The sequence below is a fragment of the Pantoea sp. GW821-FHT03E06 genome (assembly GCF_059420725.1).
The window spans coordinates 1361216-1387306 of record NZ_JBWKUG010000001.1; the positions used below are offsets into that span (position 1 = coordinate 1361216).

Genomic DNA, 26091 nt, shown 5'->3' on the forward strand with positions numbered 1-26091 from the left:
CCATCGTAGGGTCGCCATTGATGGCGACCGGGCTTACGAGGAGCGGCGGGCGTCCGGGCGCACCAAATCAAAGCGCAGCGCTTCACTGATGCCGTAATAGGCCGACGGGCCACCGGCACGCAGGATCGGTTGCGCTTTGGCAGTTTGATAGATGCCATTTTCCAGCAGTGCTTCATCAATATGAATGGCGACGGCTTCTCCCAGCACCAGCCAGCTATCAATCGGGTTACCCTGCGCATCCTGCAGCTGAATCAGCTGTGTCAATTTACACTCAAAATTTACCGGGCTTTCCGCCACCATGCTGACATTCACGTGTGACGCCGCAAGCGGCGTTAATCCCGCCAGCGCGAACTCATCCTGATCCGCAGCCACCGAGGCGGAACTCTCGTTCATTGCTTCAGCCAGCGGGCGCGTTGCCAGGTTCCAGACAAACTCTTTGGTCTCTGAGATATTTTGTACGCTGTCTTTCCAGCCGCTGCTGGCAAAACCGATAATCGGCGGATGGTAATTGAAGCAGTTAAAGAAGCTGTACGGCGCCAGATTGCGCGTACCGCTGGCGCTCTGTGAGCTGACCCAGCCAATGGGGCGTGGACCGACGATGGCATTCAGCGGATCGTGCGGCAAACCGTGTCCAGCGCGTGGCTGATAAGAGTAACGTTGGCGTGTCATTTCTGCTCCCGATGATGATCAATGTTTTATCTTAGCGGGTTAGCTTCTGCCGCCATAGCCAGCAGTTGCGTACAGCGCACGCATTGCTCCCCGTTGTTTACCCAAGCGTAATGCGGCTAGTATGGCCTTTTCGTGAGGGCAGGGAGCGATAATGAAACATCCGGATTTAAATCTATTAATTGCGCTGGATATCCTGCTGGAAGAGGGCAGCGTGGCGGCGGCTGCCCGGCGCATGCATCTTAGCGCACCCGCCATGAGCCGCACGCTCGGCCGAATTCGCGAGACGTTGGGCGATCCGATTTTTGTTCAGGCAGGGCGCAAAATGGTACCGACACCGCGCGCGCTGGCGCTGCGTGAGCAGGTGCGCGCGGCAGTTGAACAGGCGACGCAGGTACTGACGCAAGGGGAGAATGCGCCTTTGGCGGAGCTCGAGCGCCGCTTTAATGTGCGCGCCAATGACACCTTCACCGGCTTTTATTCTGGTCGCGTATTAGAGGCGATGGCGCAGGAGATGCCGCGTGCGCTGCTGCATTTCGCTCCGGAAGAGGATGATGTGGATGTTGAATTACTGCGCAGTGGCCGTGTCGATCTGTTTATCAGCGCCGCTCGTCAACTGGGGCCAGAGATTCGCGTACAGCCGCTGTTTACCACACGTTTTGTCGGCTTGGCGCGTAACGACCATCCCATTTTCGCCAGCGATATTTCCCCCGAACAGCTGACGCGCTGGGGACATATCAGCATTTCTCGGCGTGGTAAAGCCAGCGGGCCGATTGATAGTGCGCTGGAGCAGCAGGGGTTGCAGCGTCAGGTCTCGCTAATTGTAGCAACACCCTATAGCGCGATTTTTGCGCTGCAGGATTCGGATCTGCTGCTGCCGCTACCGGAACATCTGGCGCGCAGTGCCATTACCGCCGGAATGCGGGTGCGCATGTTTGAGCTTCCGGTGCCGCTAGAGACCGTGCTGCTGACGCAAGCCTGGCATCCACGCTTTCAGCAGGATGCGGCGCATCGCTGGTTGCGTCAGACCCTCCGCCAGTTATGCAGCAGCGACAGCTGAAGAGTGATTAACCCGTGCGTTTAACGCACTCATCAATTTAATAATCGTCACTTTTACGCATGGATTCCTTTCCCTACAGTGAGCCCAACTTTCACGGTTGAGGATCATCCATGCAGTCCCGCATTCTCTCATCTATCCACCGGCTCGTGTCGCATTGCGATTTCACGACGCCGCGCGCGACCTATGTATTGCGCGCCTTGCTGGCCGCCAATCTCGCGCTGGTGGTGGCCTACGCGCTGGAACTGGATATGCCGTATTCCGCGGCGACCACCGTATTACTGGTATTGAACCCCGTTCAGGGGGCGGTATTGGGTAAGGGAAAATGGCGTTTGATCGGCACGCTCGCCGGCATGGTGGTGGCGCTGGCGCTGATGGCCGCTTTCGCTCAGCTTCCCTGGCTATTCGTCCTGACAGAAAGCCTGTGGCTCGGCATCTGCGTACTGGCGATGAGCGTGCTGCGTCACTTTCGCGCCTCAGGCGCGGCGGTGGCCGGATACACCATTGGGCTGGCAACGCTTGGTGCCATGCAGCATCCCGAACTGGCCTTTGAACATGCGGTGGGGCGCGCCTCGACCGTCGCGATCGGCGTGATGTCGCTGGGTTTGGTGACGGCGCTGTTCAGTCGGCGCACGCTCAGCAGCAAACTTGATGCTTTACTCCTGCGGTTAACGCAACAAACCGCCGCGCTGCTGGCCGCCCAAGGGCCCGCTACGGCGCAACATCGGCTGATGACAGAAATCTACAGCGTTGATGATTTGCTGGCGGCGGCACGTCACGAGTCCGTCACGCTGGCGCAGCATACGCGCGCGATCCAACAGGCGATGGATGCGTTGGCTGAAATGGTGGCGTCTTGCCAACACTCGCAACAGACAGTCTGGCAGGATGTTGCCGCTGCGCTCGCGCAGGGCCGGGCGGGATTAGCGGCGGCACGACATCTGCTGCGGGAGGCGCGTGCCGATGAAGCGCAATCTCATCAGTCTCATATCATCGCCATGCAACGCGTGGTGCAGGTGCTCAGCTATTTGCCGTATACCTCTTCTTCGCCCCGCCTGGTTGCACCGAGTTTTCATCGTGACTGGAGCGGTGCGCGGCGCAATGGATTACGCGCTTTTGTAACCTTGCTAGCGGCATCATCTCTGTGGCTTGGCAGCGGCTGGCCAGCCGGGGACATCATGCTGCTGATCATTGCGCCTTATTGTGCGCTGCTCTCTACATCTCCTCATCCCGCCGCGGGTGCGCGCCAGTTTCTGCGTGGAACCTTCTATGCGCTGCCAATGGCATTGATCTGCGCCTTTGTGGTGCTGCCGCTAATTAATGGTTTGCCGCTGTTGTTACTGGTATTGAGTCTGTTCTGGCTGCCGGGCATTTATGCCACCAGTTTTCCACAGCATCTATTGAGCGGACTGGCGTATCTGGTGGGATTCAACACCTTAACTGCGGCCAGCAATCCGATGGTGTATGACATTTCCCAACTTCTCAATTGGTCGCTGGCGTGGCTGACGGGCACGGCCTTGACGCTGCTGGCCTTTCAGTTAATGCCCCGCAACCCGGCGCGGCATGTGCAGAGACTGCAGGCGCGGATTCGGCTCAGTAGCCTTGCACTGCTGGCAGGAAAGCCCGCCAGGCCGCTGCGCTGGCAGCAGCAACAGCAGCATCGATTGGCGCAACTTGGCGCACTGCTGCGCACGCACCCAGAAGAGCACGATCGCGTATTGCAGCAGGGATTAGCCAGCCTGCAATTAGGGCGTGAAATCCTGCGCCTACGCGCCCTGACGCTGAATTCTCAATGGCAGGCGCAAATGGTTCGCGCTCAACAGCGCATCGCACGGCGCGTTGGCAACCCGCGCCAGGCGGCAAAACATGCCCAACGCACGGCACGCATCCTGCGGGAAGATGCCGCCTCGGCGGCCTGTTTAACCGCCATCGCCCATGTTTTACAGCAGCATGCCGACTACTTCTCGCCGCAGCAGATAGGGGGATCGCATGTTAAGTGAGGTGTCGATTGCGGGCATCTATCTGCCGCCTTTCTTTATCTATCTCTGTGCCACGTTCCCGCTGTTCCTTGCAGCACGCGCGCTGCTGTTGCGTTGTGGTGTGTTGCGTTGGGTCTGGCATCCGGCGCTGTTCGAATTTGCTTTGTCGTTTCTCTTACTGGCGGTGTTCATTCTCTATGTCTGATTCAACATTCTCATGGAAGTCTTCCCTTAAGGTCTTAATGACGTTGGCCGTGGTGGCGGCCGCACTCTGGCTGGCGATGGTGTTATGGCGCGCCTACGTGCTGGCGCCCTGGACACGCGATGGTCGCGTCAGTGCGCAGGTGATTCGTATCGCCCCGGAGATCTCTGGCACGGTGCAGGCGGTGCCGGTAGCGGATAACCAGTTTGTCGCGCGCGGCACCACGCTGTTTGTGATTGATCCGCTGCGCTTTCAGCTGGCGCTGGCGCAGGCGGAAGCCCAGCTCAGGGAGGCCAATGCCACGTTGCAACAAAAACGCGATGAGGCGCAGCGGCGGCGACAGATGGCTGCATTACTGGCGGCCGAGGAGGTCCAGCGCGCACGCGAAGCGTTGCAGGTAGCGGAGGCGCAGCAGCAGCAGGCGAGTGCGGCGCTGGCCCTCGCGCAGCTGAATTTACAGCGATCTACGGTGCGGGCGCCGGTGGATGGCTACGTGACGCATTTGCGCTTGCAGGCGGGTGATTACGCGGTGGCCGGTACGCCGGAGGTGGCGCTGGTGGATGCACATAGCTTCTGGATCACCGGCTACTTCGAAGAAACCAAATTACATGCCATCCGAATTGGCGACCGCGTTGATGTTCATCTGATGGGCGATAGCCAAACGCTCAACGGCCACGTTGCCAGCTTTGGGCGTGGCATCAGTGACGCCAATCAGCAGGTTGATGCGCAGGGCTTGCCCGGCGTAGAGGCCACCTTCAGCTGGATTCGCCTGGCGCAGCGCATTCCGGTGCGTATCGAACTGGATGCGTTACCGAAAGATAAATTACTCACGGCTGGCATGAGTTGCAGCATTGCGGTGGCGGGTGAAACGCCCGCGCACGGGCGTCTGACAGCGCTGCTGGCGAAATGGCTTTAATCCTTCTCAGGAGGTTGTATGTCTTTAAATCAAAACGATTTTTACGTCTATGATGTTCAGGATTTCCCGCTGGTTTATCTTAACCAGCAGGCCGTGCTGCCAGGTTACGCCAGCCAATGGGAAGCCGAAATGCTGGCGCTGCTACAGCAAGAGTCGCCGTTTGTGGTGGTCTATGATCATATGCGGGTAGAGGAAACCGAGGCCGACCGGCGGCAGCGGGGGGACTGGCTGATTCGCCATCGCCAACTGCTGAGTCAACGCTGCAAAGGAATGCTGAGTATTGAGAGTGAGGCATCGCGCTGTGCGGAACTGCGCAAGATGCGCAAAATGTTCGGCATTCCGCATCAGGTGGTGAGTTCACGCACTTATGCCCTGGCGCAGATGCAGCAATGGCTGGCTCGCGCACAGAAATAATGGCAAAAAACGGCGGCTGATAATTTCTTTTACGCGCGCAGCGGGGTATCTTACGCCCGCGCTATTTTCCGGAGAAACTATGAACAAGCCAGCCGCCACGTCACCTTTCCATCCGCGTAACCGCCATCAGGGCCGTTATGATTTTGCGGCTCTTACCGCAGCCCATCCGCCGCTGGCGGTGAAAGTGCGTCCCAACGGCTACGGCGAGTTGTCGGTGGATTTCGCCGATCCTGAAGCAGTGATGCTGCTGAATCAGGCGTTATTAAAACTTTTCTATAACCTGAACTGGCAGCTGCCGGCAGGCTACCTCACCCCGCCGGTGCCGGGCCGCGCTGACTATGTGCATGCGCTGGCCGATCTGCTGGCGAGCGATAACGGCGGCGTGATCCCGCGTGATTTGGATGTGATGGATATCGGCTGCGGCGCGAACTGCATCTATCCGCTGATTGGCAATGCCGAATATGGCTGGCGCTTTACCGGTACCGACATCACCGCGGAGGCCATTACCGCGGCGGGACAGATCGTGGCGAGTAATTCTGGCCTGCAGCGCGCAATTCGTTTGCGTCGACAAAAGGATGCGTCATCCATTTTCGCGGGCGTAGTGCATAAAAACGAACGCTACCATGCGGTGCTGTGTAATCCACCGTTCCACTCCTCTGCAGAAGAAGCAGCCAGCGTTGGCCAGCGTAAAACGCGTAACCTGGGCCTGGGCAAAAACGCGCCGCTCAATTTTGGCGGTCATCACAGCGAATTATGGTGCGACGGCGGTGAACGTAAGTTCGTTGGTCAGATGATCGATGAAAGCGTGACGCACGCGGACCAGATTGTGTGGTTCACCTCGCTGGTCTCTCGTAAAGAGAATCTACCGGCGCTGCGTGACCAGCTGCGCGATCGGGAAGCCTATGAAGTGCGCATCATCGAAATGGCACAAGGGCAGAAGCAGAGCCGCTTTATCGCCTGGACATTCCAGCCGCCCGCGTCACGCGCGAAGCGGCTGAAACGCTAAGCTTATTGCGCCGGTGGCAACGCCGGTAAGCTGGCAGCCGAGGTGATATCGCTGCCGGTTTGCATCACTTCCACCGTTTGGTGCGGCGCTTTAATGCCGGCCGCATCAAAATGCTTCTTCACCTTATCATCCAGCGCAAAACGCACCGTCCACTGCTTCAGCGGTTGAGTGGTGAAGGAGACGCGCACGGTAAAGGATTGATTGGTTAATCCCACCAGGCCGGCAAAGCTTGGCTCGCCGATCACCATGCCGCGAATCTCCGGGTTCTCCAGCAACTCTTTTACTGCCGCTTGCAGCGTCGCGTTAACGCGTTCGGTATCTTCACTGCGATCCACATCATAGTTGGCGACGAATGAGCCGATACCGCGCACAAAGTTGGCGAAGGTGGTGATCGAAGACCACGGAATAATGTGATAGGCGCCAGTATCCTGACGTACGCCCACCGAGCGAATCGACATGCGCTCCACCGTGCCGGTAATCGGCCCAATCGTCACTAGATCGCCGGTGTTCATGCCGTTTTCAAACTGAATGAAGATGCCCGTAATGATGTCTTTCACCAGCGTTTGTGAGCCGAATGAGACCGCCAGACCGAGCGCACCGGCACCGGCCAGCAGCGGCGCAATGTTCACGCCGACTTCTGACAGTAAAATCATGATGGTGATGGTGCTGATGACCACCGCCAGCGCATTACGGAATAGCGTCAGCAGCGTACGGGTGCGCGCGCTGGGCATGGGACGACCGTGCGAATCTGAGGCCAGGCGGCTCTCAATCAGGCTGGCCAATAGCGTCCAGCCTACCGCCGACAGCAGCACAATCATCACGATGCGAATCAGCACATCCACCATTTTCTGTCCGCTGCCGAGGGTCAGCCAGTGCCAGAGATCAAACAGATTCCACGCGTTCAGCAGTAGCAGCAGCGTGGCAAATACGGTGAGCACACGCGCCAGTTTCAGCAGCGCTTTTACCCAATCATTAACGCGCTTTTGCAATTCAGGGTAGTTGCGACGCAGATCCGGCGACAGCGTGACGGTTTTACCTATCCAGCGCGTGAGGATGCCGGAAATCAGTGCGGCAATCACGACGATCGCCAGGCTGCGCACCGTGGCGGACATCATAAATTTCAGACTGTCGCCAGGATTGAAGATCGAAAGGAGAAACAGCGTGAGAAAATAGGCGCTTGCCAGCCAGTGCCACACCACGCCAAAGGCGCGAATAAACAGCGCGAAAAACGTCATGCTGCGATCGGCCAGTCGCGACAGCTCATGCTGAATATTGCTTCTGTTGCGGAAAATCAGCCACAGGGCCCAGCCGGTCATGATGAACATGATCAGCATATTAACCAGCGCAGCCACCTGAATGTTGACCTGATTGGCAACAATGGGCACCACGACTAATAAACCATAACCAATAATCCCGCTCAGCCAGCTTAACCGGGTATTCCAGTAGCTGGCGCGCGCGTCCGCCAGGTGGAAGAAGCGCAGCGCGGGAAAGTGCGGGCAGAAAATCAGGCGCAATACCGCTTTGAAAAATTCAATCAGCGCGAAGGCGTTGAGGAACAGCCCTTGCTGATAGGCGATGGTGCGGTTGCCGTTGTGATAGTTGTCGCTGATGATCTGGCCGACAAACAGCGTCAGCGCCAGCAGCAGGAGATCGAGGATAAAGGCCAGTACGATCATAGCGGGCAGGTGCAGCCATTTGGTGCGTTCAAGATTTTGCTTGCGTCCCCAGCGGCCCATGCGCTGCCAGACTGGCCACATCAAACGGCGCGTGAGCCAGTAGAAAGCAAACACCGCCGCAGCGAGGGCGGCGAAGTATTTCAGCGCATTGAAAAAGGTTTGCTGGTTAAAGGCCTTATGCGGCGCATTGGTGATGTTGTCATGCAGCTGAACGAATTGTGACGCCACCGCGCCGCCATATTCACGCGTGACGCTGGTGATACTCTCCAGCACCGTCGGATCTTCCTGATCCGCCTGCGGCGGCGCCAGCACCGGCTGTTCGCTGGAGGATTTGCTGTTGGCGGCCTGGCGCAGCTGATCGATCAGTTCCTGACGTGAGGCGTTGTTATCCAGAATATTGGCCAACGCGGCGTAAGCGGCTTTTTTCTCTTCTACACTGGGTTCGCCTTCGGCGGTGCTGCTCGCGGCCGGCGTTTGTGTCTGCTGTGCCGCGACGGCGGCCTGAGGCAGATTGACGGCCTGCGCTGAAGGCATGAGAAACAGGGTGAGCAAACTGAAGAGTAACCACAGAGTGGCACGACCTGGTGGGCTGGCAGACAACATCGCTTTCTCCTTGAACGGCACAAGAGAGAAGTATAGTCAGTGATGGAAGGTACAGATTCTGCAAGGAAAATTGATTTGCGCGCGAGGCGGTGGGGGAAGAAGGTCGTCATCAATGACGACCTTACAGAATCGGTCGCCAACGATGGCGACCAGGCTATCAGGAAACGTGCTGCAGGAACTCGCGCAGGCGATCGCTTGGCGGGTTGGTGATCAATTCATCCGGGTTACCGTCTTCAGCTATGGTCCCTTTATCGATGAAGATCAGACGCGAAGCCACTTTCTGCGCGAAACCGACTTCGTGCGTTACGATGACCATGGTCATGCCTTCTTCGGCCAGATCCTGCATCACTTTCAATACTTCGTGACGCAGCTCAGGATCGAGCGCTGAGGTAGGTTCATCAAACAGCATCATTTTCGGCTTCACCGCCAACGCGCGCGCAATCGCGACGCGCTGCTGCTGACCACCGGATAGCTCAGAAGGGAAGTGGTGCGCGCGCTCGGCGAGGCCCACTTTACCCAGCAGCTCACGGGCCAGCTTGTGGGCTTCTTCTTTCTTCGCACCACGAACGCGGATGGGGCCAAAGGCGACGTTATCCAGCGCGCTCATCTGCGGGAACAGATGGAACTGCTGGAACACCATGCCCGCTTCCTGACGAATCAGGCGGTCATCGACTTTCGGATCATTGACCTTCATGCCATCGACAATCAGCTCGCCGGTCGTGATCTCTTCCAGCTTGTTGATGCAGCGCAGCAGCGTAGATTTCCCGGAGCCGGATGGTCCAATAATTACCACCACTTCGCCTTGATTAATTTTCAGGTTGATGTCGTGCAGAACCTGGGTCTGGCCGAAATTCTTCGAGACGTTTTTAAATTCAATCACAGGATTTTCACCCTTTTCTCAATACGGCGCAGCACAAAGCTCAACACCAGCGTAATAACCAAATAGATGATGGCAACGGCGCTCCAGATTTCTAACGCGCGGAAGTTACCGGCGATGATTTCCTGGCCCTGACGCGTCAGTTCAGCCACGCCAATCACGATAAACAGGGAAGTATCTTTAATACTCACAATCCACTGGTTACCCAGCGGTGGCAGCATACGGCGCAGAGCCAGTGGCATAATCACATAACGCAGCGTCTCGCGGCTCGATAAGCCCAGCGCCAGACCCGCTTCACGGAAGCCTTTGTTAATGGATAGCACCGCACCGCGTGTGATTTCTGCGATATAAGCACCGGAGTTGATCATGATGGTGACCACCGCCGCGCTGAACGGATCGATACGCAGGTCGGGGAAGGCCATCGGCAGGGCGAAGTAGATAAACATCACCTGTACCACGATAGGTGTACCGCGGATCAGCTCGATGAATACCAGGGCGATGTTATTCGTGATCCAGCCGCCGTAAGCACGGGCAAAACCGGCGACCAGGCCGATAATTAAACCGCCGACCAGGCCGAGGACCGAGATCAGCAGGGTCATTTTGGCGCCTTCGATTAAAATCGGCAGTGCGGGCCAAATGACGCTCCAGTCAAACTCCATGGTGTGACTCCAAAATCTGTTGCGTGGAAATGTAAAAAGCAGGGAGGCAACGCTCCCTGCTGGAATATCGACTTAAGCCGGCATTATTTTGGTTCAGTACCGAACCATTTTTTATAGATAGTGTTGTAAGTGCCGTTATCACGCAGCGTTTTCAGTGCGCCGTTCACTTTTTCACGCAGATCGTCGCTGCCTTTCGGGAAAGCGATGCCATATTGCTGCGCTTCAATTGACTCGCCTACCGCTTTGAAGCGGCCTTTACCGGCGGTATTGATGAAGTAAAGAATGTTTGGCGTGTCGTGCAGGACGGCGTCAGCGCGGTTGGTGCCCAGTTCCATGTAAGCGTTATCGATGTTCGGGAATTGACGCAGGTCTTTCGATTTGATGTGCGCTTTGGCGTAATCTACCGAACCGGTGCCGCTCTTCACTGCCACCACTTTGCCGTTCAGATCGTCGATACTTTTAACGTCTTTTTCATTCTCGCGCACCATCACCAGCAGGCCGCTTTTGTAATAGCCGTCTGAGAACTCAATGGCTTTCTTACGCTCTTCGGTGATGGTGATACCTGCTAATGCCAGATCCACGTTTTTAGTTTGCAGAGCGGGGATAATGCCGCTGAAATCCATCGGTTTGAAGGTGTAATCCAGCTTCAGTTCTTTGGCGACCGCGTCCCACAAATCGATATCAAAACCGACGTACTTATCGCCTTGTTTAAACTCGAAGGGAACGAATGCGGTGTCAGTGGCGACAATCAGTTTTTTATCTGCTGCGGTGGAGGAAAGCGAGAAGGCCAGCGCCAGCGCGGCCACGGAGACTTTAATCAATGACTTCATCATTATTTTCCTTATTACCCTTCAGGCCTGGTGGCCCGATGTACGGCTTATCATATGAAAAAATTATGCCAACTTTTCATTTTTCACGAAATCAGTCGTTTTAAGCACTTGCTGACACGATTTTGCGCAGAAGAAAAATTTTGCACCAGTGGTGGGCACCATAATGGTGCGTAGTGCCGTTGTGGTGCAGGAACAGTGTGCACCAAGGGCGTGGCAAGCGAAAGAAGGGATTAAGGAATTGTTAACAACGTCAAAAAAAGTACCAGAATGTTACAGGCATAAAAAAAGGCGGGATAACCCGCCTTCACTGTTACGCTGAAAATTATTCGATGTTGGATTCAATGAACCACAGGAATTTATCCAGATCGCGCGATGCCGCAGTAAAAATATCCGCAGTATCTTCATCGCTCACTTCAGTAATCGCTTTGCGCGTATCATTAGCGACAACGGCATAGCGATCGGCTAGCGCTTTCAGGTGATCCTGCACGCTATGGATGTTTAGCGGATAACTTTTCAGTGGTGTCTTATCGTTGACGATCTGAGTCGTACCCAGCGCCACACCGCCTAACTGAACCACACGTTCAGCGATAGTGTCCTGGTGATCGGTAATTGCCGTACGGAAGCCATCAAGCATCTCATGCACGCCAATAAAGTTGGCGCCACGCATATTCCAGTGCGCCTGCTTGGTGATCAGCGACAGGTCAATAAATTCCACTACCAGACGGTTGAGCACCTCGATGGTCGCTTTTTTATCGCTGTCAGCGACGTCATTACGGGTGTAAATCAGATCAGACGATTTAGTTTTAACCAGTTTTGCGGTACTCATCATTAATGTCCTCTTATTGATGGTTGTCCTAATCAAGCACGGAAATAAGTATAGCAGCACATTTAAGTTCTGCAGGAATGATTAGATCAATGGCAGGAATAGATAAACCTTACTGTTGCTCAGGAATTGTGCGTTATTATTTTTAAGGTTTATAAAACAACGAGTTAATCTATATGTTAATTATTTATTAATCGTGTTGCAAAATAATAATAAGCACCGGTGGGGTAACCGGTGAAATGATAATGAGAACGCTTTTATATTCAGCCTGCTATATAGCAGGCTGAATAATCACTTATTTATTACTGATGAGTAATATCTACTTCGTTTATTTGCGCGCTTTTTTGCTTCATGGTGAGAGTTGAACCGGCAGAGGCGATAATAATCGCCAGCAGCGCAATCCACTGCTGCAGCGTTAACAGTTCACCGAGGAACAACATGCCCGAAAGTGCTGCCATTGCCGGTTCCAGGCTCATCAGGGTGCCGAAAATACGGGCAGGAAGACGCGTCAGCGCCATCATCTCAAGAGAGTAAGGAATAGCGCTGGAGAGCAGGGCGATAAGCAGCGCCAGCGGCAGGATTTCCCAATGCCAGATGCCCGGCGCGGCAAATGTCAGGCCAAGAGGAACAAAGATTACGGAGGCGATGAGCGAGCCCATCGCCACCGTTGCCGGCCCATGTTCGGCACCAGCACGCTGGCCGGCAAGAATATAAACTGCCCAACAGGCACCCGCACCTACCGCCAGCAGCGCACCGAGCGGATCGATATGGCTCACACCATCACCGATTGGCAACAGGAACCATAAGCCCACTACCGCGAGCAGTACCCAAATAAAATCCAGCGGACGGCGCGCGCCAATCAGAGCCAGCGTCAGCGGACCCAGGAACTCTAATCCGACCGCCACGCCAAGCGGCACGGTGCGAATCGCTAAATAGAAGAGATAATTCATGCAGCCGAGCGCAAGGCCATACATCAGCAGCGGCTTGCGCTGTTCACGTGTGAAACGTAAACGCCAGGGTTTAAAGATGACGCAAAGAATGAGGGTGCCTAAGCCGAGTCGCAGCGCGGTAATGCCTGGGGCACCAACGGTAGCAAACAGCGATTTCGCCAGTGAAGCTCCACCCTGCAGCGAAAGCATCGCAATGAGAAGAACAGCGATGGGGAACAAAACCGGGGCCAGATTTTTAGTCGTTAAAGGCGCAGACATCCTGTTATTCATTCCTTTATTTATTAACAGCGGAGCAACAAGAGCTCAGTGTAAAGGAATCTTCAGTAAATAAGGAGATACGATCCGGGGAAAAAAAACGTGATGAGTGGTTAGAATTTGGCCATTTTCAGGGCCATTTCCGTAAAGAAATGTCAGGTTAGTTTAGGAATTTACTTAAACGCATTTTTTGTGATCGAAATTTATGTTGCAGGAATATGAAGGTTTTTATAAGTAAAATGAATGACATAGGAAACTTCATTAACTTTCTGTTACACCAAACAATCTGTTAGACAACAAATTGCGGGCAGAGTTTCTTGCTGTTTTTTGTTATATTTATAGCGTTGTCAGGAGAGAAGTATATTCACATTTGAGGTGGTTATGAAAAAAATTGCATGTCTTTCAGCATTGGCTTGTGTACTTGCAGTTTCTGCAGGTTCTGCCATGGCACAAAGCACCGTTACCGGTGGTTACGCTCAGAGCGATTATCAAGGCGTTGCTAACAAAGCAAACGGCTTCAACCTGAAATATCGTTACGAAGACGGTACTAACCCACTGGGTTGGATCGGTTCTTTCACTTACACCGAGAAAGATCGTACTGACGCTGGCGTTTACAACAAAGGTCAATACTACGGCATCACCGGTGGTCCAGCTTACCGTCTGAATGACTGGGCAAGCATCTACGGTGTTGTGGGTGTAGGCTACGGTAAATTCCAGCAGAACGATACTGCAGTACGTTCTAAGTCTGATACAAGCGACTACGGTTTCTCTTACGGCGCGGGTATGCAGTTCAACCCAATCGAAAACGTCGCACTGGATGTAGGTTACGAGCAGAGCCGTATCCGCAGCGTCGACGTTGGTACCTGGATTGCTGGCGTAGGTTACAGCTTCTAAGTTTTTGCTTAGACCAGTTGCACAATAAACGGTCCTTCGGGACCGTTTTTTTATGGGTGCAATTCACCGTTCAGCAGGCTTTACCACATCAAAAAGCACAAAGCCCGCGACAGAGGCGGGCTTTGTAGGAATAAGCGTGAGTAGGGAGAGCGTTAGCCGCGCCAGATCAGGTTTGGGCACGGACGTTCAACCAGCTGTTTGCCCGTGAGCTTTTCAATCAGCATCAAACGCAGTGCAAACGGCGAGCGAGTAAACAGGCACAGCAGCGATTTCAGCTCGAAAGCCGGTTTGCTCTGTTCTGTCTGGAAGCACTTACCACAGTCGAGGCAGTTTTTCATGGTAGTCATGTTCACCTCCCGAGTGAATTACGACATAAAACAAGCAGGAGCAGCGAAACGGTGTTCGTCTTTGCATCCTTTATAAGCTATTCGCTTACATTATCAACAAAGATAGCACTGGCTATACTCTTTAGCCAACACTATTTAGGAAAAATTTGTGCTTATTTGTGCCTGGTTTACAATGGGCGCAGCCAGACCGCATCGCAGGTACAGTGCGGCAGATAATAAAGAGGAAGTTGAATGAGTCGTCGTGCAAAAATCGCCACCAACATGCCCCAGGGGCCGCTGAAAGAAATTGAGGAGCATGTCGAAGGATTTCGGCAGGTGCGCGAAGCGCATCGTCGTGAGCTGATTGATGACTACGTTGAGTTAATCTCTGATTTGATTCGTGAATTTGGCGAGGCGCGTCAGGTGGACATGGCTGCACGCCTTGGCGTTTCTCAGCCGACGGTGGCGAAAATGCTTAAGCGCCTCGGTACCACCGGTTTAGTGGAGCAAGTGCCATATCGTGGCGTGTTCCTCACCGCCGAAGGTGAGAAGCTGGCTGAAGCGAGCCGCGTCCGCCACCACATTGTTGAAACCTTCCTGCTGGCGCTGGGTGTTAGCCCGGAAACCGCGCGCCGTGATTCAGAAGGCCTGGAGCATCACGTCAGTGATGAAACGCTGGCCGTCTTCCAGAAATTTTACGAGAGTCGCTAACCACAAGGCTTCCGCCATCATGCCCATAGTGCTTCGTTCCTTAATGCGCGATCGTATCTTGCATTTGCTGTTGCTGCTGGGCGTGATTATGGTGCCGCTGGCGAATTTCCATTGGTCGCAGCTGCCTGGCGCGGTTGACTGGCATACCATCATGACGCTTACCGGCTTATTGATGCTGACCAAAGGGCTGGAGAACAGCGGCTATTTTGATGTACTCGGCGCGCGTCTGATCCAGCGTTTCCAGCATGAGCGCGCGCTGGCGCTGTTTATGGTTTGCGCGGCCGCGTTGCTCTCAACCTTTCTCACCAATGATGTTGCGCTGTTTATTTTGGTGCCGCTAACGTTAACCCTGCGCAAATTCTCACGTCTGCCGATCTCACGCCTGATTATTTTTGAAGCGCTGGCCGTCAATGCGGGTTCGTTATTAACCCCGGTCGGCAACCCGCAAAATATTCTGCTGTGGAGTCATGGAGCGCTCAGCGTTCCCGCTTTTATTGCGCAGATGGCGCCGCTGGCGGCATTTCTGATGTTGACGTTAATGGCGCTCACCTGGTGGAGTTTCCCGGCCCGCAGCATTCAAAAGCATGAACAAGGCGAAAGCCAGCCGTGGCACAAGCCGCTGTTTCTGATCAGCGTGCTGCTTTATATCGTCTTCATTGTCGCTTTGGAGCTAAAAATGACCGGTTGGGCGCTGCTGCTCGTAGCGACCTGTTTCCTGATCATGGCGCGCAGCGTGTTGATCAGTATCGACTGGAGTTTGCTGCTGGTATTTGTCGCGATGTTTATCGATGTCTTTCTGCTGATGCACTTGCCATGGCTGCAACCCCATTTTGCCGCCATTGGGCAGTTAGGCGAGGGCGGACTTTATCTGTTAGCCATCGGTCTGTCACAGGTCATCAGTAATGTGCCGGCCACCATCCTGCTTTTGCAGAAAGTGCCACCTTCCGATGTGCTGGCGTGGTCGGTGAACATCGGCGGCTTTGGTTTATTGCCGGGCTCACTTGCCAACCTGATTGCCCTGCGCATGGCGCAGGATGCGCGGGTGTGGTGGCGATTCCATCTGTTCTCCCTGCCAATGCTTGCCTGGTCGATGCTGGGTGGATGGCTACTTTTGCACTTAATGCGTTAGACGGCCAGCCAGTGTCGGCTTGTGTAAAGTTGCATTGGCATTTGTCAATTTCCCATCTAAGGTTATGTTGACCGTTTTTGCCCGGGAATCGGGACAACCGCCTACGATGAAAAATTATGAGTGAAAACCAGAATCAGCCGTCCGAACGCGATCAGCAAGATCCGCAAAACTCTGCACAATCGAATCAAGATAACAACGAACCAGAACGTAAACGCCCCGGAAAGAAGCCCCTGATTTTTCTCGCCATCGTGGTGGTGATTATGATCGTGGTGGCATTATGGTTCTGGCTCACCACGCGCAACATTGAAAGCACCGATGATGCCTTTACAGAAGGTAACGCGGTGACCATCGCCCCTAAAGCCTCGGGTTATGTGGTGAAGCTGCTGGTAAGCGATAACCAGCGGGTGAAGCAGGGCGATTTGCTGGTGGAGATTGATACGCGTGACACCGCGGCACAGCGCGATCAGGCCAAAGCGCAGTTGGGCCTCGCAGAAGCTCAGCTGCATCAGGCGCAGGCGCAGTTAGCCTTATCACGCGTGCAGTATCCGGCACAGCGCGATCAGGCGCTTGCCGATCAGGCCAAAGCGCAGGCAAACCTGTTAAATGCCCAGGCCGATTATCGTCGCCAGCGCGGTGTTGATCCTCGGGCAACCTCGCAGCGCAATATTGATACCGCCGCCGCTCAGTTGCGTTCCGCCGAAGCACAGTTACAGAGCGCCAAAGCGCAGGTTGAAGTGGCTTCGCAGGTTCAGTTGCAGATTCGCCAGCAAGAAACCAACGTTGAAGCGCGCGAGCAGCAAGTTGAACAGGCTAAAGCGCAGCTCAATACGGCCGAATTAAATCTCTCTTATACCCAGGTACGTGCGCCTTACGACGGCTTTGTGACCAAGCGAAATGTGCAGCTTGGCACCTTGGTTCAGGCTGGCAGCGCGCTATTCTCGCTGGTTTCACCGGAAATCTGGATTAACGCTAACTTCAAAGAGTCACAGCTGGAACGAATGAAGCCGGGTAATAAAGTGGAGATCAGCGTTGATGCCTGGCCAGATATGAAGTTGGAAGGGCACGTTGATAGCGTACAGATGGGGTCGGGTTCGCGCTTCTCCACTTTCCCCGCTGAGAACGCCACCGGCAACTACGTGAAAATCGTGCAGCGCGTACCGGTGAAAATCGTTATCGATAAAGGTTTGGATCCGAATCATCCACTACCGCTGGGCCTGTCGGTTGAGCCGAAGGTGACAGTGGAATGAGTGCGAGCGAAAGCTGGCGTCCGGCCAGCAACCCGTGGCTGGTTGCCATCACGGTGACGCTGGCGGTGTTTATGGAGATCCTCGACACCACTATCGTCAACGTGGCGCTGCCGCACATTGCGGGCTCGCTCTCCTCCAGTTACGACGAATCCACCTGGGTTTTAACCTCTTATTTGGTGGCCAACGGCATCGTATTGCCGATCTCGGCGTTTTTTAGTCGACTGTTTGGCCGTAAGCAGTTCTTCCTGATCTGCATTGTGATGTTCACCATCTGCTCATTCCTGTGCGGTATCGCTACCGAACTGTGGCAAATCATTTTGTTCCGCGTCCTGCAGGGCTTTTTTGGTGGTGGGTTGCAGCCGGTACAGCAATCGGTGCTGCTCGACTATTTCAAAGCGGAAGATCGCGGCAAAGCGTTTGGCCTGTCGTCGATTGCCATCATCGTTGCGCCGGTGATTGGTCCGACGCTCGGCGGCTGGATCACCGATAACTACAGCTGGCGCTGGGTGTTCTTCATTAATATTCCCGTGGGTATTTTAACGGTGATGGCGATTTATCAGCTGCTGGAAGATCCGCCGTGGGAACGTAAGTGGGCGAAAGGCCGGCTGAAGATTGATTACATTGGTATCAGCCTGATCACGCTTGGGCTTGGCTGTTTGCAAGTATTCCTCGATCGCGGTGAAGATGAGGATTGGTTTGCTTCGCACTTTATCGTCCTGTTCGCCACGCTGGCGCTGGTGGGTATTGTCGGCGCCGTGTATTGGCTACTGTATGCGCGCAAGCCGGTGGTCGATATCATGGTAATGAAAGACCGCAACTTCTGGGTAGCGGGTTTGCTAATGGCGGGCATGGCGATGATTCTGTACGGCAGCTCGGTGGTGCTTCCCCAGCTGGCGCAGCAGGATTTGGGCTACACCGCCACTTGGTCGGGGCTGGTGCTGTCGCCCGGCGCGATATTAATTGTGCTGACCATTCCGCTGGTACTGAAGTTGATGCCAATTGTGCAAACGCGCTACATCATTGCGTTCGGCTTTACCTGCCTTGCCTGTGCCTTCTTCTACTCCTCCACGCTTACGCCTGACGTCGATTTCAAAACGTTGGTGATGATGCGAAGCGCGCAGTCAATCGGACTTGGCTTCCTGTTTGTGCCGCTCACCACCATTGCGTTTATTACCGTGCCGCAACGGTTAAATGCCGATGCCTCGGCGCTGTTCACTATGTTCCGTAACGTCGCCGGTTCGATCGGGATTTCGCTCTCAACCGCGGGGATTACGGAACGCATGCAGACGCAATCGGCAAACATGGTGCACAACATGTCGCCGCTGAATGAGCCTTACAACCTCACGCTACAACACTGGGCCGATGCCATCCGTAACTTCACCACGGCGGTAGGCGACCCGCTGACGCTGGCGGGCGGACAGCTCTACCAGGAGATGATTGCCCAGGCGCGTATTCTGGCGTATATCGACGTCTTTATGGGCTTGAGTATCGTGGCTTTGCTATTGATTCCATTTTGTTGGTTGCTTTCGCCGATTAAGAGCGAAGGCGGTGCAGGAGCACATTAAAATGAACAAGTTTTCGCGATTTCAGCCGTCGCTGACGTTGCTGGCGCTGTCATTGCTGCTGGCCGGTTGCGCCGTTGGGCCGGATTATCAGCCACCGCAGGCGCATACGCCGGGCGGTTACCATGACTTACCTTCACAACAGGCGTCAAAGCCGCTGGCGGCAGCGACCAATCCGCTGTGGTGGAAAAGCTTTAACGATCCCCAGCTGGACAGCCTGATTGAGCGCGCCATTGCCGGTAACTTAACGCTGCAGCAATCCGTGCTGCGCATTGCCGGCGCACGCGAACAGCTGGCGCAAGCGCGCGGAGGGTTATTCCCCTCGCTTAACGGCTCGGCAAAAGTCACGCGGCAGCAGTTGGGATTAAAAGGCCTGCTGAAGTCGAACGGCGTTTACGATCAGGTGGACAGCGATGTTGCTAATCAACTGAATGGATTAGATCACTCGGTCACCTTGTATCAGGGCAGTTTTGATGCCAGCTGGGAGCTCGATTTATGGGGCAAAGTTCGTCGCCAGATGGAAGCGGCGGACGCACAACAGCAGGCGGCTATCGAGCAGCGTAACGATGCGCTGGTTTCACTGGAAGCCGAAGTCGCGCGTGCCTATCTCCAGTTACGTGGTTCGCAGGCGGTGTTAACGACCTTGCAGCAACAGATTGCGGTGGCGCAGCAAACCTGGGAACTGACGCAAAGCCAGCAGAGGAACGGTTTGGCACCCACCACGGATGTGGAAAATGCCCGGGCACAGTTAGCCTCGCTTAACGCGCAGCTGCCGCAATACCAGGCGCAGCAGTTACAGGCGATGAACGGCCTGGCAGTGCTGCTGGGCAAAACGCCGGGGGCGCTGGATAACGAGTTAATGTCGGAAAAACCGCTGCCCGCGTTGCCGAAAATGGTGCCGGTCGGTATTCCTTCTACGCTGGCGCGGCGCCGTCCGGATATTCGTCAGGCGGAAGCCACGCTGCATGCACAAACGGCCAATATTGGCGTGTCGGTGGCCGATCTGTTCCCAAGCCTTTCGCTCACCGGGCAGCTCGGTGTGCGCAACACCGATGCCAGCTATCTGGATGACTGGAGCAGTCACTTCTTCAGCGTTGGGCCGTCACTCTCGATTCCCATCTTCCAGGGCGGGCGTTTAGTCTCCAGCGTTAAACTGGCGCGCGCTCAGCAGGCAAATGCGGCGCTGGACTATCGCCAAACGGTGTTAACCGCGCTGCAGGATGTTGAGAATGCGCTGGTGAGCTATCGCGCCGATCAGCAACAGGTCATCGCGCTGGATGAGACCACAGGTGCACTGCAACGCGCCTTCGATCTTGCCAGCGACAGTTATCGCCAGGGCATCTCAACCTTCCTTGATGTGTTAGATGCACAGCGTCAGCTGGCGCAGGCTAAAGCGCAATCGACGCAGGCGCGGATGCAAAGTGCGCTTGATCTGGTGGCGTTATATAAAGCGCTGGGCGGCGGCTGGGAGCCTTATCAAAACGTCAACCTTCCCGACTATTCTGTGTTTGGTCCTGCAACGGAAGTGCATTAATTTTTGTTTGATAGCCGGTTAACCACCGGCTTTTTTTCACCGCAACGAAAAAAAATGAGATTTCTCTCTCATCCTCCGCAATATAATAAACGCCTATATCATGGGGTTTTCCGTTACACCATTAATCCTTTTTTACCTTTATGCTCACTTATGCTGCAGCGCGCAATAGTAGCTAAATGGTTGTTTATAACCTGGGAATATTGGTTTGAAATCGATTCCAGTTCTGCTTAAGCAACAAAGAAGGCGTGTTAATTCATGGTTAATTAAAGCCAACCTCGTCGGCATAACCCTCAACGTAAGTAATATGTAAGCGACTTCAGATTAATCCAGGCTATAAAATTAATTTATTTTTTTATTTGAATTAGGTAATCTTGCCACTACAGTTTATTTAACCCCTTAAGCAAGGACATTGTGATGAGTGATGCATTTAAAGTTCTGAACAACATTCGCACATTACGTGCGCAAGCTCGTGAGCTGCCATTGACCGATCTGGAAGAAATTCTGGAAAAATTAACCGTTGTTGTGACCGAGCGTCGTGACGAAGTTCATGCAGAAGAAGCGCAGAACCGCGAAAAAGAAGAGAAACTGTCTAAATATCGCGAAATGCTGCTGGCTGATGGCATTGATCCGAACGAATTACTGGGCGCTTTAGAAGTTGGTAAAAAACGCGCTAAGCGTGCACCACGTCCAGCAAAATATTCTTACACCGACGAAAACGGTGAAGTAAAATCATGGACTGGCCAGGGCCGTACTCCAGCAGCGATTAAGAAAGCGCTGGATTCCGGTAAGAGCCTGGATACTTTCCTGATCAAATAATCCGCACAATCCTTGTAAGTGGGAGCCGAAGGCAAATGTCTTCGGCTTTTTTTATTTATTTAATTCACTTTATTCTTCACATTGCAGCTGTGTTAGCTGCAGATGCTCGTCCCTGTCGCTTACTGCTGCAAGCCCCCGGCGACTCACCTATGGTAACGCGAATTATTTTGTGTATCAGCTCAACACGTTCAGTGGATTACGCTCTCTGCTTCAGGCGCAGAGGTAGCGCCCAGGTGCCCGCTTCTGGCATAATGCCCGCTGTTTTTTCCTCCACTGCGTAACAAAGGTCAATGCCGTGTTAGTTTCCAGCAATATCACCATGCAGTTCGGCAGTAAGCCGCTGTTCGAAAATATCTCCGTTAAATTTGGCGGCGGTAATCGTTACGGTTTAATCGGTGCGAACGGCAGCGGTAAATCTACCTTTATGAAAATACTGGGCGGCGACCTGGTGCCGACGGGTGGAAATGTTTCCCTCGATCCGAATGAGCGTATCGGTAAGTTACGCCAGGACCAATTTGCCTTTGAGCAATATAGTGTGCTGGATACCGTTATCATGGGCCACAATGAATTGTGGGCGGTGAAGCAAGAGCGCGATCGTATATATGCCTTGCCAGAAATGAGCGAAGAGGAAGGCTATAAAGTGGCCGACCTGGAAGTCGAATACGGCGAGATGGATGGTTACAGTTCTGAATCACGTGCCGGCGAATTATTACTGGGCGTTGGCATTCCGGTGGAGCAGCATTACGGCCCAATGAGTGAAATTGCGCCAGGCTGGAAATTGCGTGTGCTGTTAGCACAGGCATTATTCGCCAATCCAGATATTTTGTTGCTCGATGAACCGACCAACAACCTGGATATAGATACCATTCGTTGGTTGGAGCAAGTGCTCAACGAACGTAACAGCACCATGATCATCATTTCGCATGACCGCCATTTCCTGAATATGGTTTGTACGCATATGGCCGATCTGGATTACGGTGAGCTGCGCGTTTATCCGGGTAATTATGACGAATATATGACCGCGGCGACCCAATCGCGTGAACGTTTATTATCAGATAACGCGAAGAAGAAAGCGCAAATTGCCGATCTGCAATCGTTTGTGAGTCGCTTCAGCGCCAACGCCTCTAAATCGCGTCAGGCGACTTCGCGTGCCAAGCAGATTGATAAAATTAAACTGGAAGAGGTAAAAGCATCCAGCCGTCAAAACCCGTTTATCCGATTTGATCAGGATAAAAAGCTGTTCCGTAATGCGCTGGAAGTCGAAGCGCTGACCAAAGGTTTTGATAACGGCCCGCTGTTTAATAAACTTAACCTGATGCTAGAAGTCGGCGAAAAATTAGCGATTTTGGGCGCCAACGGTATTGGTAAAACCACGCTGTTAAAAACGCTGGTGGGTGAACTGGCACCCGATAACGGCACGGTGAAATGGTCTGAGAATGCGCGTATTGGTTATTACGCACAGGATCATGCGGAAGATTTTGCCGATGATCTGACGGTGTTCGACTGGATGAGCCAGTGGAAGCAGGAAGGCGATGACGAGCAGGCGGTGCGCAGCATTCTGGGGCGTCTGCTGTTTGGGCATGATGAGATCAACAAGCCCGCTAAGGTGCTGTCAGGTGGTGAGAAGGGCCGCATGCTGTTTGGCAAGCTGATGATGCAGAAGCCGAACATCCTGATTATGGATGAACCGACTAACCACCTTGATATGGAATCGATTGAGTCGCTCAACATGGCGCTTGAGATGTATGAAGGTACGTTGGTCTTCGTCTCACATGACCGTGAGTTTGTCAGCTCGCTGGCTACGCGCGTAATGGAGATGAAAGGTGATCGTATTGTCGACTTCACCGGCAACTATGAAGATTACCTGCGCAGTCAGGGTATTGTGTAAACCGTAATAGCCAGGTGCGCAGAGATGCGCACCTGGCTATTGAATTATCGCCTCTTAACCCGATAAACGCGTTAACCGATTTGCCCAATATTCACATACTGGGTCTCAAGATACTCCTCCAGCCCAACGTCCGCACCTTCGCGTCCCAGCCCCGAGGCTTTCACGCCGCCAAACGGCGCCACTTCGGTGGATATCATGCCTTCATTCACCCCGACCATTCCGCTCTCCAGCTGCGGTGTAACGCGCAGCGCACGCGCCAGATCGCGGGTAAACAGATAAGCGGCCAACCCATAAGGTGTGTTATTCGCGCGCTTAATGACTTCCTCCTCCGTGCTGAAACGAAAACACGCGGCCACCGGACCAAAGGTCTCTTCCTGTGCCAAACGCATATTTTCATTCGCATCGGCTAGCACCGTTGGCTGGTAAAAATTGCCACCCAGCGCATGGCGTTCTCCACCGCAAACCAGACGCGCTCCCTGCTGCAATGCATCTTGCACATGTGCTTCAACCTTCTCGACAGCACGATGATGGATAAGCGGTCCCTGCTGCGCGTTGGGTGTCAGGCCGGGCGCGACCTTCAACGCACTCGCCGCATCAGCCAGCCGGGTGACGAAGCGATCGTAGATCCCATCCTGCAGGTAAAAGCGATTCACGCAGATACAGGTTTGGCCGCTGTTGCGGAATTTCGCCGCCATTGCGCTCTCCACTGCAGCATCAAGGTCGGCATCATCAAACACAATAAAGGGCGCGTTGCCACCGAGCTCGAGCGAGAGTTTTTTCACCGAACTCGCCGCATCACGCATCAGTAACTTGCCCACCGCTGTCGAGCCGGTGAACGATATCTTACGCACCACATCGCTATGGGTTAGCGTATGACCAATCTCCACCGTTTCGCCGCTGACTGCATTCAACACGCCCGGCGGCACGCCAGCCTGTTCGGCCAGTACCAGCAGAGCAAATGCCGAAAGCGGCGTTTCGTTGGCCGGTTTTACAACGGCGGTACAGCCAGCAGCCAGTGCTGGACCGAGTTTGCGCGTGAGCATCGCCAGCGGGAAATTCCACGGCGTAATCGCGGCGACAACGCCCACCGGTTGTTTCAGCGTCAGGATCAGGTTGCCCGGTTTGGTGGTGGGAATCGTTTTGCCGTTGGCCCGTTTGCCTTCTTCGGCAAACCACTCAATAAAACTGGCGGCATACAGCACTTCGCCACGCGCTTCTGCCAGCACTTTGCCCTGTTCCTGCACCACTAATTGGGCCAGCGCTTCCTGGTTTTCGACGATCAGCTGATACCAGCGCTGCAAAATAGCGGCGCGTGCTTTGGCCGTCTGCGCCCGCCAGGCGGGCAGGGCGGCGGCGGCAGCCTCAATGGCGCGCGTGGTCTCTGCTGCACCCACGCAGGCGACCTGCGCCACCCGGGTGTCATCGGCGGGGTTGGTCACTTCGTAAGTACGATCGCTCTCCAGCCATTGTCCATTGCAATACCAGCCGCTACGCAGCAGTGATGTTGTCATGCGAAACTCCTTGCAGATCGGGATTGGCAAACAGGGTGCGTGCTGCGCGGCTATGGCGCGCGATGCGTTTTCCTGCGGTGTAATCGTTGATGAGATCGCAAGGCGTATAATTGCGTTCCAGTTCAAAACGCTCCTCGCTATCCAGCGGGGTATGTAACGCCGCAATGGCGCTATCGAGTTGGGCGACGCTATCGGCTCCCACCAGCATCGCATCAACGCCGGGATGAGACAGCACCCACGCTTGCGCAACCTGCGCACTCGACATACCGCGCGCGGCGGCCACGCGAGCCACCGATTCTGCAATCTGCAACGAGGTTTCGTCGGCGTACATTTCGCGAGTGAAGAAGTCGGTTTGATTACGCACGGATTGCACATCGCCGCTGAGTAAGCCGCGCGCCAGCGGGCTGAACACCGACACGCCCAGTCCCTGATCGTGACAGAAGGGCATCATCTCGCGCTCTTCTTCACGGTAGGCGCAGTTAAGCTGTAGCTGCATATTGATTGGCTTGACGAAGCCGTTGCGCTCGCAGCACCACAGAATCTTCGCCAGTTGCCAGCAATACATGGTGGAGACACCCACATAACGCGCTTTACCACTGCGCACGATGCTGTTCATCGCCTCCCAGGTCTCTTCAATCGGGGTATTCACGTCGAAATAATGCAGCATGTAGATGTCGACATAATCGGTGCCGAGGCGGCGCAGGCTGCCGTCGATGCTATCGAGAATGTGCTTACGTGAATGGCCCTGATTATTCTGACCACCGCCCAGCGGATACCCGACTTTGGTGGTCAGCACCAGCTCATCGCGCTGGGCGAGGCGTTTAAGTACGCGGCCTACCACTTCTTCACCCGCACCGCTGGAGTAGAAGTCCGCCAGATCGATAAAGTTGATGCCCTTTTCCAGCGCGTGGCGAATGATAGGCTCGCTTTGCGCTTCGTCGAAAATCCACGGTTTCCAGTTTTTACTGCCCATGTTCATGGTACCGAGGCAGAGGCGTGATACCTTTAAACCGCTGTGGCCCAGTTTGATATATTCCATGGTTGCAACTCCTGTCACTTCGGGGAATAGAATGGATTGCCCAGCTCGGGCAACGCGCGGATCAGCTGCTGACGCCCCGGCAGTTTCTCCATCGCCGCCGCAATCGCCACCGTGCAGGCGCGATAATTATTGGCGAACACTTCATCCAGATCGCTACAGCCGGGATTGACCCAGTTGGCGGTAACGATGCACCACTCATCTTCGGCTTCCGGCGGCAGCGTGCCCTGCAGCTGAGCTTCGGTAACCGCTTTCGCAATTGCCGCTTGCGATGCGCCCCACGTGGCGTTGCCGTGTAAATCACTGTCGATGGCCGCTTTGTTGACATACAGCGTCATGGGTTTCGCGGGGACGTTGGGTTTGATCACCACCATAAACGGACAATGTCCCTGCGATGGCGTGGCCAGACTCGTGGCGAACGCCTGGCCCACCACGCCATTGCGCGGTCCAATCATGATATTGATGTGTGAGGCATTTACGCCGTCGCCTGCGAAGCCTTCACCGATATACATTTCCATCATTGCCTC

Annotated in this window: 25 protein-coding genes; 14 read left to right on the plus strand and 11 right to left on the minus strand. The window is 54.5% G+C overall.

Annotated features, from left to right (window positions below; genetic code table 11):
- Positions 1 to 33 precede the first annotated feature (33 nt).
- Positions 34 to 669: a flavin reductase family protein gene (locus tag AC07WB_RS06280; protein WP_097094451.1), complete on the minus strand. Its 636-nt coding sequence runs from the start codon at positions 667 to 669 to the stop codon at positions 34 to 36.
- Positions 670 to 820: 151 nt separating this feature from the next.
- Here AC07WB_RS06280 and AC07WB_RS06285 point away from each other — a divergent pair, with 151 nt between their 5' ends.
- The 6 genes from AC07WB_RS06285 (at position 821) to rlmF (ending at position 6237) form a co-directional block, all read left to right on the plus strand.
- Complete coding sequence (locus AC07WB_RS06285; RefSeq protein WP_400455181.1) at positions 821 to 1726, plus strand: LysR family transcriptional regulator; 906 nt, start codon at positions 821 to 823, stop codon at positions 1724 to 1726.
- A gap of 110 nt (positions 1727 to 1836) precedes the next feature.
- Complete coding sequence (locus tag AC07WB_RS06290) at positions 1837 to 3720, plus strand: FUSC family protein (protein ID WP_494940201.1); 1884 nt, start codon at positions 1837 to 1839, stop codon at positions 3718 to 3720.
- Positions 3710 to 3904 (plus strand): DUF1656 domain-containing protein, encoded by a 195-nt coding sequence (locus tag AC07WB_RS06295; protein ID WP_097094448.1) that lies wholly within the window; start codon positions 3710 to 3712, stop codon positions 3902 to 3904. The genes AC07WB_RS06290 and AC07WB_RS06295 overlap by 11 nt, the downstream gene beginning before the upstream one ends.
- Positions 3897 to 4817: an efflux RND transporter periplasmic adaptor subunit gene (locus AC07WB_RS06300; protein ID WP_400455185.1), complete on the plus strand. Its 921-nt coding sequence runs from the start codon at positions 3897 to 3899 to the stop codon at positions 4815 to 4817. The genes AC07WB_RS06295 and AC07WB_RS06300 overlap by 8 nt, the downstream gene beginning before the upstream one ends.
- An 18-nt stretch (positions 4818 to 4835) precedes the next feature.
- Complete coding sequence (locus tag AC07WB_RS06305) at positions 4836 to 5231, plus strand: hypothetical protein (RefSeq protein WP_097094446.1); 396 nt, start codon at positions 4836 to 4838, stop codon at positions 5229 to 5231.
- A gap of 79 nt (positions 5232 to 5310) precedes the next feature.
- Positions 5311 to 6237, plus strand: a complete 927-nt coding sequence (gene rlmF / locus AC07WB_RS06310; RefSeq protein WP_345827007.1) for a 23S rRNA (adenine(1618)-N(6))-methyltransferase RlmF — start codon at positions 5311 to 5313, stop codon at positions 6235 to 6237.
- Between the two features lie 2 nt (positions 6238 to 6239).
- Here rlmF and ybiO read toward each other — a convergent pair whose 3' ends face one another.
- From ybiO to rhtA, 6 genes are all read right to left on the minus strand, one after another.
- Positions 6240 to 8516: a mechanosensitive channel protein gene (gene ybiO / locus AC07WB_RS06315; RefSeq protein WP_494940202.1), complete on the minus strand. Its 2277-nt coding sequence runs from the start codon at positions 8514 to 8516 to the stop codon at positions 6240 to 6242.
- 157 nt (positions 8517 to 8673) lie between these two features.
- On the minus strand, positions 8674 to 9396 hold the full coding sequence (glnQ, locus tag AC07WB_RS06320; protein ID WP_097094443.1) for a glutamine ABC transporter ATP-binding protein GlnQ: 723 nt from the start codon (positions 9394 to 9396) through the stop codon (positions 8674 to 8676).
- Entirely contained in the window at positions 9393 to 10052 is a 660-nt protein-coding gene (glnP, locus tag AC07WB_RS06325) for a glutamine ABC transporter permease GlnP (RefSeq protein ID WP_097094442.1), read from the minus strand. Before glnP ends, glnQ begins: the two co-directional genes overlap by 4 nt.
- 83 nt (positions 10053 to 10135) lie before the next feature.
- Positions 10136 to 10882, minus strand: coding sequence for a glutamine ABC transporter substrate-binding protein GlnH (gene glnH, locus AC07WB_RS06330; RefSeq protein WP_097094441.1), 747 nt, complete (start codon positions 10880 to 10882; stop codon positions 10136 to 10138).
- A 322-nt stretch (positions 10883 to 11204) separates the two neighbouring features.
- Complete coding sequence (gene dps, locus AC07WB_RS06335) at positions 11205 to 11708, minus strand: DNA starvation/stationary phase protection protein Dps (RefSeq protein WP_097094440.1); 504 nt, start codon at positions 11706 to 11708, stop codon at positions 11205 to 11207.
- Between the two features lie 299 nt (positions 11709 to 12007).
- Positions 12008 to 12913 (minus strand): threonine/homoserine exporter RhtA, encoded by a 906-nt coding sequence (gene rhtA, locus AC07WB_RS06340; protein ID WP_494940203.1) that lies wholly within the window; start codon positions 12911 to 12913, stop codon positions 12008 to 12010.
- 378 nt (positions 12914 to 13291) lie between these two features.
- Between rhtA and ompX the strand changes: the two genes are divergently transcribed.
- Positions 13292 to 13804, plus strand: coding sequence for an outer membrane protein OmpX (gene ompX, locus AC07WB_RS06345; protein WP_097094438.1), 513 nt, complete (start codon positions 13292 to 13294; stop codon positions 13802 to 13804).
- 152 nt (positions 13805 to 13956) lie between these two features.
- On the opposite strand, the gene AC07WB_RS06350 is transcribed toward ompX, so the two are convergent.
- Entirely contained in the window at positions 13957 to 14151 is a 195-nt protein-coding gene (locus AC07WB_RS06350; RefSeq protein ID WP_097094437.1) for a hypothetical protein, read from the minus strand.
- A gap of 231 nt (positions 14152 to 14382) precedes the next feature.
- On the opposite strand from AC07WB_RS06350, the gene mntR reads away from it, so the two are divergent.
- From mntR to AC07WB_RS06385, 7 genes are all read left to right on the plus strand, one after another.
- On the plus strand, positions 14383 to 14841 hold the full coding sequence (gene mntR / locus AC07WB_RS06355) for a manganese-binding transcriptional regulator MntR (protein ID WP_008102536.1): 459 nt from the start codon (positions 14383 to 14385) through the stop codon (positions 14839 to 14841).
- Positions 14842 to 14860: 19 nt separating this feature from the next.
- Positions 14861 to 15970: an SLC13 family permease gene (locus AC07WB_RS06360; RefSeq protein ID WP_345827005.1), complete on the plus strand. Its 1110-nt coding sequence runs from the start codon at positions 14861 to 14863 to the stop codon at positions 15968 to 15970.
- Between the two features lie 116 nt (positions 15971 to 16086).
- The gene (locus AC07WB_RS06365; RefSeq protein WP_097094435.1) at positions 16087 to 17217 is read left to right on the plus strand and encodes an HlyD family secretion protein; all 1131 of its coding nucleotides are present in this window, start codon (positions 16087 to 16089) and stop codon (positions 17215 to 17217) included.
- Positions 17214 to 18782 carry a DHA2 family efflux MFS transporter permease subunit gene (locus tag AC07WB_RS06370; protein WP_097094434.1) on the plus strand — a complete coding sequence of 523 codons (1569 nt, stop codon included), beginning with the start codon at positions 17214 to 17216 and terminating at the stop codon, positions 18780 to 18782. The genes AC07WB_RS06365 and AC07WB_RS06370 overlap by 4 nt, the downstream gene beginning before the upstream one ends.
- 1 nt (position 18783) lies before the next feature.
- Positions 18784 to 20313, plus strand: a complete 1530-nt coding sequence (locus AC07WB_RS06375) for an efflux transporter outer membrane subunit (protein WP_097094433.1) — start codon at positions 18784 to 18786, stop codon at positions 20311 to 20313.
- Between the two features lie 414 nt (positions 20314 to 20727).
- The gene (locus tag AC07WB_RS06380; RefSeq protein ID WP_097094432.1) at positions 20728 to 21129 is read left to right on the plus strand and encodes an H-NS family histone-like protein; all 402 of its coding nucleotides are present in this window, start codon (positions 20728 to 20730) and stop codon (positions 21127 to 21129) included.
- Between the two features lie 295 nt (positions 21130 to 21424).
- Positions 21425 to 23017 (plus strand): ABC-F family ATPase, encoded by a 1593-nt coding sequence (locus AC07WB_RS06385; protein WP_345827002.1) that lies wholly within the window; start codon positions 21425 to 21427, stop codon positions 23015 to 23017.
- 71 nt (positions 23018 to 23088) lie between these two features.
- Here the strand turns inward: AC07WB_RS06385 and AC07WB_RS06390 are convergent, their stop codons facing one another.
- The 3 genes from AC07WB_RS06390 to fae are packed head-to-tail and all read right to left on the minus strand — an operon-like array spanning position 23089 to position 26082.
- Positions 23089 to 24528, minus strand: a complete 1440-nt coding sequence (locus AC07WB_RS06390) for an NAD-dependent succinate-semialdehyde dehydrogenase (RefSeq protein WP_097094430.1) — start codon at positions 24526 to 24528, stop codon at positions 23089 to 23091.
- Entirely contained in the window at positions 24506 to 25567 is a 1062-nt protein-coding gene (locus tag AC07WB_RS06395; protein ID WP_494940204.1) for an aldo/keto reductase, read from the minus strand. The genes AC07WB_RS06390 and AC07WB_RS06395 overlap by 23 nt, the downstream gene beginning before the upstream one ends.
- 14 nt (positions 25568 to 25581) lie before the next feature.
- Positions 25582 to 26082, minus strand: coding sequence for a formaldehyde-activating enzyme (fae, locus tag AC07WB_RS06400; RefSeq protein WP_097094428.1), 501 nt, complete (start codon positions 26080 to 26082; stop codon positions 25582 to 25584).
- Between the last annotated feature and the right edge of the window lie 9 nt (positions 26083 to 26091).